The organism is Amycolatopsis sp. SID8362 (assembly GCF_010550475.1).
Classification (GTDB): domain Bacteria; phylum Actinomycetota; class Actinomycetes; order Mycobacteriales; family Pseudonocardiaceae; genus Amycolatopsis; species Amycolatopsis eburnea.
On sequence record NZ_JAAGNB010000395.1, the window covers coordinates 1 to 9146 of the forward strand.

The 9146-nt window shown below is 70.2% G+C and carries 10 protein-coding genes and 1 pseudogene; 9 read left to right on the forward strand and 2 right to left on the reverse strand.

The genetic code is table 11. The annotated features are described in order from the left end of the window. Positions 1-322 (reverse strand): annotated as a pseudogene (locus tag G3I65_RS12620) (hypothetical protein); the annotation flags it as partial. Between the two features lie 142 nt (positions 323-464). On the opposite strand from G3I65_RS12620, the gene G3I65_RS12625 reads away from it, so the two are divergent. Next, the gene (locus G3I65_RS12625) at positions 465-1532 is read left to right on the forward strand and encodes a hypothetical protein (protein ID WP_160696274.1); all 1068 of its coding nucleotides are present in this window, start codon (positions 465-467) and stop codon (positions 1530-1532) included. Next, entirely contained in the window at positions 1529-3355 is a 1827-nt protein-coding gene (locus tag G3I65_RS12630) for a hypothetical protein (protein ID WP_160696275.1), read from the forward strand. The genes G3I65_RS12625 and G3I65_RS12630 overlap by 4 nt, the downstream gene beginning before the upstream one ends. A gap of 130 nt (positions 3356-3485) precedes the next feature. On the opposite strand, the gene G3I65_RS12635 is transcribed toward G3I65_RS12630, so the two are convergent. Further along, positions 3486-4637 (reverse strand): N(5)-(carboxyethyl)ornithine synthase, encoded by a 1152-nt coding sequence (locus G3I65_RS12635; protein ID WP_160696276.1) that lies wholly within the window; start codon positions 4635-4637, stop codon positions 3486-3488. Positions 4638-4794: 157 nt separating this feature from the next. Between G3I65_RS12635 and G3I65_RS57245 the strand changes: the two genes are divergently transcribed. From G3I65_RS57245 to G3I65_RS12655, 7 genes are all read left to right on the forward strand, one after another. Continuing rightward, entirely contained in the window at positions 4795-5073 is a 279-nt protein-coding gene (locus G3I65_RS57245) for a DUF5994 family protein (protein WP_239071101.1), read from the forward strand. A 220-nt stretch (positions 5074-5293) separates the two neighbouring features. Beyond that, a complete protein-coding gene (locus tag G3I65_RS56450) occupies positions 5294-5497 on the forward strand; it encodes an RGCVC family protein (RefSeq protein ID WP_203612364.1) in 204 nt (67 codons plus the stop codon). Next, the gene (locus tag G3I65_RS56455; protein WP_160696277.1) at positions 5494-5652 is read left to right on the forward strand and encodes a DUF6307 family protein; all 159 of its coding nucleotides are present in this window, start codon (positions 5494-5496) and stop codon (positions 5650-5652) included. The genes G3I65_RS56450 and G3I65_RS56455 overlap by 4 nt, the downstream gene beginning before the upstream one ends. Before the next feature lie 104 nt (positions 5653-5756). After that, positions 5757-6662: a phosphotransferase family protein gene (locus G3I65_RS12640; protein WP_239071098.1), complete on the forward strand. Its 906-nt coding sequence runs from the start codon at positions 5757-5759 to the stop codon at positions 6660-6662. A 6-nt stretch (positions 6663-6668) separates the two neighbouring features. Continuing rightward, positions 6669-7895 (forward strand): pentapeptide repeat-containing protein, encoded by a 1227-nt coding sequence (locus tag G3I65_RS12645; protein ID WP_160696278.1) that lies wholly within the window; start codon positions 6669-6671, stop codon positions 7893-7895. A gap of 63 nt (positions 7896-7958) precedes the next feature. Next, the gene (locus tag G3I65_RS12650) at positions 7959-8528 is read left to right on the forward strand and encodes a TetR/AcrR family transcriptional regulator (RefSeq protein ID WP_160696279.1); all 570 of its coding nucleotides are present in this window, start codon (positions 7959-7961) and stop codon (positions 8526-8528) included. Further along, positions 8525-9146, forward strand: a 622-nt coding sequence (locus G3I65_RS12655; protein WP_160696280.1) for a maleylpyruvate isomerase family mycothiol-dependent enzyme, incomplete at its 3' end; no start/stop codon positions are given. The genes G3I65_RS12650 and G3I65_RS12655, both read left to right, overlap by 4 nt.

Below are 9146 nucleotides of genomic sequence, written 5' to 3' on the forward strand. Positions count from 1 at the left end.
GCTCGGCGCCGAGGGCCAGTTTGGCGGCGGGTGGGACCTGCTCGCTCTCAGCGAGGTCGGCCCGTGCGACCAGCCAGCGTCCGACCGTGGCGTCGTCACCCCCGCAGGCCCGGATGAACGCGGCCAGCAGGTCCGCTCTCGGCAGGGTGTCCCGCGAGAGCGCTCCGCTGACCGTCGAACTCGGCAGCGACGTCCCAGCCTTCGCGGCGCGGCGTTCGATCACCCGGTAACTCAGATCGGTACGGGCACGCAGGGTGCGCATCGCCGCGACGAACTGCGCGGCATCGGCGGCCTCCCGCGGGTCCGGCCAGTCGACGGCCACGGTCATTCCTCCCCAGGTAGCGGACCAGCCGATCCTAGGGGTGTCCGGGAGCGTACGGAACTGTCCGAAAACCTTGCCCGAGCTGGGGACGGACGGCTTTGTTCGGCAACGTCCACCGCCGACATCCCAGAGGACGATGCCGATGCCGAAACGCCAGTTCCGCCCCGTCCGCCGACGACGCCGCACCCCGGGCCCGCTCGCCTGGGCCGGTTTCGCCGGCGGAATCACGATGGGCGCGCTCGCCGCGACGCTGATCACCGGGAGCAACGACCAGCCGCCCCCGCAGCCGACCCAGCTCGCGTCGGGCGAGCTGCCCGGGGCACTCCGGAACCTGGTCGCGGAGTACCTCGCCGAAGAGGGTTACGTGCCCGCCACCGAAGCCGCGGGCGACGAGCCGCTCCCGCCACCCGATTCCCCGGCACCCCCCGCTCCGGTGGCACCCACCCCGGTCCCGGTGGCCCCGGCCTCGACCCGCGGCGGCTCGAACCCCTGGCCGGTCGAGTTCATCCCGGAGCCGCTCGCGCTGCCCCTGCCGCCTTCGCCGCTGACGGTCGCCACCCAGCCGCTCGACGCGATCACGGAGGCCGTCCCGGCCGTGGCGCAGACCGCCGCCGACGCGGTTCCGGCCGTGGCCGACGCGGTGCCGGCCGCCCTGCGAGCGGTCACGGACCCGACGCTGGAGGCCCTGAGCGCGGACGGCGAGCCGGCCGCAGTGCGAGTGGAACCGTCCGCAGGGGCGAACGGCGAGCCGACCGCACTGCAAGCCGAGCCGTCCGTGGGCATGGCCAGCGAACCGACCGCACTGCGAGTCGAACCGGCCGCCGGCACGGCCAGCGAACCGACCACGCTGCAAGCCGAGCCATCGGTGGGCACAGCCAGCGAACCGACCGCACTGCAAGCCACCCAGTCCGCGGGCGCGGTCAGCGAGCCGACCGTGCTGCGCGTCGAACCGGCCGCCGGGGCAGACAGCAAGCCGTCCAGGGCTCCGGACAGTGAGCCGGTCCGGACGGTGGCAGCCCACCCCGCTCCGGCCACCAGGCTCGCCGCCGCCGAGCCCAGCTCGGAGACGGCGCTCGTCGACGCCCGATCCATCCCAGCCACGCCCGCCCCGGAGGTCGCGGAGGTGAGCGCGGGCGAAGCCGCGCCGGAGCCCATCAAGCCGAAGAAGAAGGAGCCGCGCGAGGTCAAGACGGTGGAGGTCGCCGAATGAACCCGTTGATCAGGCCCCAGCGGGTCATCGGGACCGGCACGCTCGCCGTCACCGGGCTCCTGGCCGCCACGGTGCTGGCGTCCGGACTGTCGAACACCATCGAATCCGCCGCCGGGCCGGGCGTCCAACGGGTCGCCTACACCACGACTCCGGGAGACGACCAGGGCAGACTGGCGAAGGCCAAAGCCAAGATCCTCGGGAAGATCCTCGACCTGGCCGCCCCGCTGGACCCCGCGGACCCGGACTACAAGAAGAAGCTGCTCCAGCAGGTCCTGGCCAACCGGATCGTCGGCGACGTGGGTACCGGCGACGTGAGCATCTCGCAGAGCGACATCCGGAGCCTCATCACCGACGCGTTCGAGATCCACCGCCGCGCCAAGCAGACGGTCCAGGGCCTGCAAGGCCGGATGTCCAAATTGGACGAACAGATCGCAGGCCTGCAGGAGAAGGTCCGCGCGGCGAAGACCGACAAGAAGCGCCAGGCGGCCGACGCGAAGCTGGCGGAGGCGACGAAGAGCCGCAAGGAGTTGAACAAGCTCCTCAAGAAGGCCGAGCACCAGGCGCGGCCGTACAACCGCGACGCGCACATCAGGAACCTCGAGCGGACGATCTGGGGGCTCGAGCAGCAGGTCAACGGCAAGCTCAAGAAGGAAACGAAGAAGAAGGTCAACGACCGCCTCGAGCAGGCCCGCAAAGACCTGAAGACGGTGCTCGAAGACCGCAACCGCGAGCAACGCGGCGACGACGAGGGCGGCGGCACACCGGCCAAGCGGACGGATCCCAAGCAGCCGCCGAAGAACCCGACGACCATCGCCAAGAATCCGACGACAGCGAAGGGTCCCCAGTCGAATTTCGCGCTGGACAAGGCATTCCGGGGCGCCAGCCAGCTGCGCGCGGGCATCGGCGCGTTGCAAGGGGTGGTGCCGCCGTACTCCTACAAGGAGCTCCACGACAACCCGTACCTGCCGACGGCCTACGGGTTCGCCCGGGCCCTGCAGGAGGCGCCGACGGAAAAGGACCGGCAGTGGGTCAAGGACAACATCCTGCGCTACGTCCTGCCCGACCCGCACAAGCGCAACACGTTCCTCCAGGCACTGCGCGACACCTACCGGCCCCAGATCGTGCGTGACGACAAGGGCAACTACGTCGAAGCGGTCAACTCGATCCGCACGGAGTGGGAGGAGCACATCGCCCGGGCGTTCCCGGTGAAGGTGCCGACGCCGCGGCAACGCGCCATCGCCAAGCAGGAGCAGCTCGACCGTGAGGACAACGCCCGTGGCGGCCCGATCAAGAAGCCGCTCACGTCGAGGGAGCTGGCGCTCCGCAAGCAGGAACAGATCGACCGCGAGCAGGCCCAGCGCGGCTCGATCCGGAAGCCGGTCTACTCGCGCAAGGACGCCCTCCGCAAGCAGGAGGACCTCGATCGGGCGGACGTCCAGCGTGGCGTGGTGAAGCCAGCGGCCAAGAAGGTGCCGACTTCGCGGCAGCTCTCGGTGCGCAAGCAAGAACAACTCGACCACGCCGACATCCAACGCGGCGTGGTCAAGCCAGCCACAAGAAAGGCGAAGGTGCCGACACCGCGACAACTCGCGGTACGCAAACAGGAACAGCTCGACCGCGCGGACGTCCAGCGCGGCGTGGTCAAGCCAGCGGCCAAGAAGGTGAAGGTGCCGACGTCGCGGGAACTGTCGGTCCGCAAGCAGGAACAACTCGACCACGCCGACGTCCAACGCGGCGTCACCAAAGCGCCGGCTGCCCAGAAGACCCCGATCACGAAGAAGCCGACCGGCAAGGGAGGAAAGAACATTCCGTCGGCCTACTGAGGAAGCGGCGTCCCCGGAACCGTGGCCGGTTTGCCGCCTCTCAGAGGTCGTTCGCGAGCATCGTGTCACGGTTCCGGTGGGCGACAGTGGAGGCGTCGACATTGCCGTCAGGACGGCGACACCGGGCAGATCAACTGCGCTGGTGCGGGAACTCCGGTGAGCGGTGCTGGAAGGACAGGATCGCGGGGTTCCGGATCACGCCGTCCTGGATCTCCACGGCGCGCCGGACGGTCTCGTGCTCGTCCCATGTGGAGTGTCCGGAAAGGACCGCCCGTAGGTGCGGCAGCAGGGCTTCGCTGATTTCCCAGGTTGCCGAGTTCCACAGGTAGGACGGGCTGTGGTCGACGGCGTAGTAGGTCACGCCGTCGCCGACCGGGAAGGTCGGCCGGGTGAACGGCGTGGGCCGGGCCCAGCTGAAGCCCATGCCTTCGTCGCAGGAGACGTCGACGATGAGGCTGCCGGGGGTGAACGCGGCGAGGTCGTCTTCGATGAGGAAGGTCAGCGGCTCGGCGGTGTCCTGCAGCACGCAGTTGACGACGATGTCGTGCTCGGCGAGGAACCCGGCCAGCGGGACCCGGCCGTGGTCGGTGATCGCGTGACTGCGCCGGAGATCGCCCGGGTTGTTCACGTCGTGGTCGATGTGCACCATCGTCGCGGAGTGGATCGGCGAGCCGACCGCGCTGAGCCCGCGAGCGGTGAGGACGTCGACGTCGTGGATCCCATGGGCGTTCAGCGCGGTCACCGAACCGCGCGCCGTCGCGCCGAAGCCGATCACCACGGCCCGCAGCCGGCGGCCGTAGTCGCCGGTCGACCCGATCAGCTGCAGCGCGTGCAGCACCGAGCAGTAGCCGGCCAGTTCGTTGTTCTTGTGGAACACGTGCAGGCCGAACGAGCCGTCGCGCCGCCAGTGGTTCATCGCCTCGAACGCGATCACGGTCAGCTTCCGATCGATGGCCAGCTGGGTCAGCCCGGCGTCCTGCACGCAGTGTGGCCAGCCCCACAGCACCTGGCCGGGCCGCAGCTCGGCGACGTCCTCGTGAAGTGGCTTGGCCAGCAGCACGACGTCGCACTCGGCGATGAGCTGCTCGCGAGTGCGCAGGCCCGCGACGACGCCCGCCAGGCGCTCGTCGGGCACACCGAAGGGTTCGCCGTAGCCGTGTTCGAGGTAGATGGTGCGCCGGAGATCGGGGTCGATCCGTTCGAAGTGGCGTGGGTGGATCGGCAAGCGCCGTTCGTTCTCTTTGCGGGAACGCGCGACGACGCCGAGACTGAGCTGGTGCACGGTGGCCCCTTTGCTAGGACCCAGTCTTAACACACCCAGCGCAGTCGTCGTGTACGCTCGGTGGTGTCCGAGAGCATTTCGTGCGCGAGTAGTCGAACCTGCGCCGTCCTCGGCCCCAATCCGGTCGATGTCGACAGCCGGAGACGGGAGCACCGACATGCCGTCGGGCCCGAACACCATCCGATCCACCGAGTCTCGCCTGCAGCTGAAGCCGGCCGGGTCCGCAACGGGAAACGCCGACGGCACGTGGCAGCCCCGGACCCGTGACTTGTCCGCCGAGCTGCCCGCGCTGCTCGCGGCGGTGACCGATCGGCTGGGGCGGATCGACCGGGTCACCACCACCTCGCGGACTGGCCGACACCGCGCCGGCGGCTCGTCGCCTACGGCAATGTCGTCCGGCTCGAAGGATTCCGGTCCCAGCAGGCCGGTCGCCTGACGGCTTCCCTCATGATTCACGCCGTCCACGGACGGCACCGGAAAGGACCTCCGATCTCTACTTCCACATTGGACATTTCGCTGTTCAGCCATCCCGAAGCCGAGCAGCCACGGCCCGGAGCGCTCGCCACACCGCAGGACGCCCGGTACGGGAACTTGTTCCTGCAGCCGGTGTACACGCCGGCGCCGGACCACCGGACCGGGCGACAGCTTCCGCCGTCATGACAGGGACCGACGTGCGGCCGGGCACCGCCGATGCGGAAACCAGCGCCACGGCCGGAGTCACCTGTGCGGCCTGCCCACACGCCCGGGACTCCCATGATGTGATCGCACACCGCTACTGCACGGCCACCGTGGCGGGCAACTTCAACCGCCGATGCGTTTGCGTCGGCGGGCACGGCGAACCGGTGAAGGAAAGATCATGACCACGAACGCCGCCTTTGTCTCCCGCTACGACCTGCGGGTCGAACTGGTCCGGGACGTCCTGAAGGAGAACACGGAATTGTCCGACGACGCCTGCCAGGCGCTCGCGGTACGACTCCTGCACACCATGGACGCCGTTCCCGAACGAATGCGGTGAACCGGCCCGGACCCAGCGTCCGACAACCAGCCGGCAGGCTCAAACTCGGCGCGACCCCGGATGCGCTATACCCTGGCGACACCGGGGAGGAACTGCCGATCACGATGTCCGCCGCATTGACCCGCGCGACTCAGCTCGCCGGACCTTCCGCGAGGCTGGCGGCCGTACGCCCGCTCGCCGGCGGCTCCCACGCGAAGACCTACCTGATCCGGACCGCCGGCCCGCAACGCGAGATGATCCTCCGCGCGTTCCCGGCCGGTGACCGCGCGGCAGCCGACGAAGAGCGGGCCCTGACGGCGCTCGACACCCTCGGCGGGATCGCGCCGCGGTTCCTCGCCCGGAGCACCGGCGACGACCGGGAACCACCCTGGGTGCTGATCAGCCGGCTGCCGGGCACAGCCGACATCAAGCCGGCGGATCCCCACGGCTGGGCGACCCAGCTGGGCGAGACGCTGGCCCGCATCCACGACGCCGGCCCGGACGCGGTCGCGGACCTGGACACCGTGTTCGACCGGAGGGGCTACCGAGCCCGGTTGTCCGGGCCGGCCGCGGACATCGTCGACGAAGCCTGGGAAACCGAGATACTCGGCGCACCGCCGGTGTTGACGCACTGCGACTACCAGTCGGGCAACGTCCTGTGGGAGAACGGCACGCTGACCGGCGTCATCGACTGGGAGGGCGCCGCCCGGGGACCGGCCGGCTACGACATCGGCTGGTGCCGCTTCGACCTCTACTTGCTCTACGGCGAGCACCTGGCCGACGTGTTCCTCCGGGCCTACGAGCGAGCCGGCGGCACCAGGCCCCGGAACCCGCTGCTGTGGGACCTGTGGACACTCGCCCGGTCGCATCGGACCGTGGAGGAATGGGTCCCGAACTACCGCGACCTCGGGCGTCACGACCTCACCGCGGCCGAGCTGCGGCGACGGCACACCGAGTGGACACACGAGCTGGTACAGCGCCGTCAAAACTTGACCTCGGAGCGATACGACTCGAGGCCCGTTCGCGACTGATCATGCATGGGCATCAGGGAGAAATCGTGGTCGCGGTTGTCAGCGGCCGGTGCGGTGGCCGCGGGCGGGTCGGCGGTGCTCACTTCCGCGGCGGTCGTGGTGAACTGGCCGGCGATCGGACAGTGGGCACGACCGCACGCGTTCCCGTTGGGCTTGGCCGCGGGTGGCGGGTTGTTGCTGCTCGTCGGAACCTGGTCGCTGCGTCGCGGCCTCAGGCCGCGCGGAGCCGGCCGGCCGCCCCTGAGCTGGTGGGTCGTCGCGGCCGCCGCCGTAGTGGTCATCGCGGTCGCCTGGGGCTGCACACAGTGGCTGCTGACCGAGGCGAACCTGGCCGATGACGTCGGCGCCGCGCGGGTGGAGGCGATCAAGACCGGGCTCGGCATCGGCGCAGGCACCACCGGCATCTTCGCGCTCATGCTCGCGGTCCGCCGGCAGTGGCACAGCGAGGTCGACGCCGCCGAGAAGAACACCACGGAGCTCTACACCAAGGCCGCCGACCAGCTCGGGTCGGACAAGGCCCCGGTCCGCCTCGCCGGCCTCTACGCGCTGGAGCGGCTCGCCCAAGACAACCCACGCCAGCGGCAGAGCATTGTCAACGTCTTCTGCGCCTACCTGCGCATGCCCTTCGACGTTCCCCAGAGCCCCGAGGAGCGGGCGGAGGACAAGGAGATCGCGCAAGAACGCGAGGTTCGCCTCGCCGCACAGCGGATCCTCTTCGATCACCTCCGCGCCGACTCCGGCAGGACGTTCTGGGACCAGATCGATCTCGACCTCACCAAGGCGTATTTGATCAACGTCGCCATGTCCGGCTGCGTGATGCGCAGCGCTCAGTTCGCCGGCGCGACCTTCACCGGCACCGCCGACTTCTCCGCCACGACTTTCACCGGCACGCCCCACTTCCGCGACGCGACTTTCACCGGCGAGGCCAACTTCACTTTCGCATTGTTCCTCACCGACGCCGACTTCGGCGGCGCGACGTTCGGCGGCAGCTCCCAGGACACCGCCCAATTCACCCTCGCGACCTTCAGCGGCGACGCCGACTTCGGCAACGCGACCTTCCCCGGCAGTGCCATCTTCCGCGACGCGAGATTCCGCGACGACGCCGACTTCCGCGGCACGACCTTCGCCCACAAGGCCGACTTCACCGACGCGTCCTTCGGCGACGACGCCGAGTTCGACGGCGCGACGCTGCGAGGGAGCCGGTTCCAGCCGTGGGAGGTCGAGCGCCGGTGACAACGTGAGCAGCGCCGAAAACAATATTTGTAGTGATCACAACTACTGATGTAGTGTCCGAGCATGGCCAACCGTCGTCAGGAGCTTCTCGACGCCGCGATCGCCGTCCTCGGCGGATCGGGAATCCGCGCGCTCACCCACCGGGCCGTGGACGCCGCCGCCGACCTGCCGGCGGGGTCCGCCTCCAACCACTTCCGCAGCCGGGACGCGCTGCTGGAGGCCGTCACCGAACGGATCATCGAGCGGGAACGGGCCATCTGGGAGGAGATCGCCACGACCGCGGCGCCCACCACGCCGGCCAAGCTGGCCGAGACTCTGGTCGAGGCGGCGCGCCAGGTGGCCGGCCGGCACCGGGACCTGACCCTCGCGCGGTACGCGATCCTCCTCGAGGCGGCGAACCACCCGCCACTGCGGCGGAAGCTGACCGACGGCGGCGCCCGCGTCCTCGCCTGGTTCCTGAACTGGATGCGCATCGCCGGCTCCACCGACCCGGAACGCGAGGCCCCGCTCATCATGAACCACTTCACCGGCCTGGTGCTGCACCAGCTCGCCAACCCCGACCCCGGGTTCGCGCCGACGGCGGAAATCACCGAACTCGTCCCCCGTGTCATCCGGACGGAGGAGCCGTCATGACCGGACTCGGCCACGAACGGGTCTGGCAGGTCACCGGCGACCAGCGGCGAAGCCTCGCCGACCTGCTCGACGGGCTGTCCGAGGAGCAGTGGCGGCACCCGTCGCTGTGCGCCGGCTGGACGGTGAAGGACGTGGCCGCGCACCTGACCCTGCAACAGCTCGGCCCGCGCGACCTGCTCGGGACGATGCTGCACTGGCGCGGCACGATGGACCGCACGATCCAGCACGAGGCCCGCCGGCGCGCCGCCTCCTGGACCACCGGACGGCTCATCGCGGAGCTGCGCACCATGGCCGGCTCACGCCGGAAAACCCTGGGCCTCACCGAGCTGGAGCCGCTCACCGACGTCATGGTCCACAGCCAGGACATCGCCCTACCGCTCGGCCTCCGGCTGGACATGCCCCCGGACGCCGCGGCCGCCTCGGCCGGCCGGACACTGGCGATGCGCTGGCCGCCGCCGTTGCCGACGGTCCGCGTCGTGCGCGGGTTCGGGCTGGTCGCCACCGACGTGGCCTGGTCGGCCGGGACCGGTCCGGAGGTGACCGGGCCGATCAGCGCGCTGCTGCTGATCTGCTGCGGCCGCACCGCCGCGCTGCCGCAGCTGTCCGGCGCCGGGGTCC

Bases quoted from the DNA above. Each gene is read 5' to 3' on its own strand.
- G3I65_RS12645 (WP_160696278.1), top strand. From the start codon at position 6,669: ATGGGCATCAGGGAGAAATCGTGGTCGCGGTTGTCAGCGGCCGGTGCG.
- G3I65_RS56455 (WP_160696277.1), top strand. From the start codon at position 5,494: ATGACCACGAACGCCGCCTTTGTCTCCCGCTACGACCTGCGGGTCGAA.
- G3I65_RS12640 (WP_239071098.1), top strand. From the start codon at position 5,757: ATGTCCGCCGCATTGACCCGCGCGACTCAGCTCGCCGGACCTTCCGCG.
- G3I65_RS12625 (WP_160696274.1), top strand. From the start codon at position 465: ATGCCGAAACGCCAGTTCCGCCCCGTCCGCCGACGACGCCGCACCCCG.
- G3I65_RS56450 (WP_203612364.1), top strand. From the start codon at position 5,294: ATGACAGGGACCGACGTGCGGCCGGGCACCGCCGATGCGGAAACCAGC.
- G3I65_RS57245 (WP_239071101.1), top strand. From the start codon at position 4,795: ATGCCGTCGGGCCCGAACACCATCCGATCCACCGAGTCTCGCCTGCAG.
- G3I65_RS12630 (WP_160696275.1), top strand. From the start codon at position 1,529: ATGAACCCGTTGATCAGGCCCCAGCGGGTCATCGGGACCGGCACGCTC.
- G3I65_RS12650 (WP_160696279.1), top strand. From the start codon at position 7,959: ATGGCCAACCGTCGTCAGGAGCTTCTCGACGCCGCGATCGCCGTCCTC.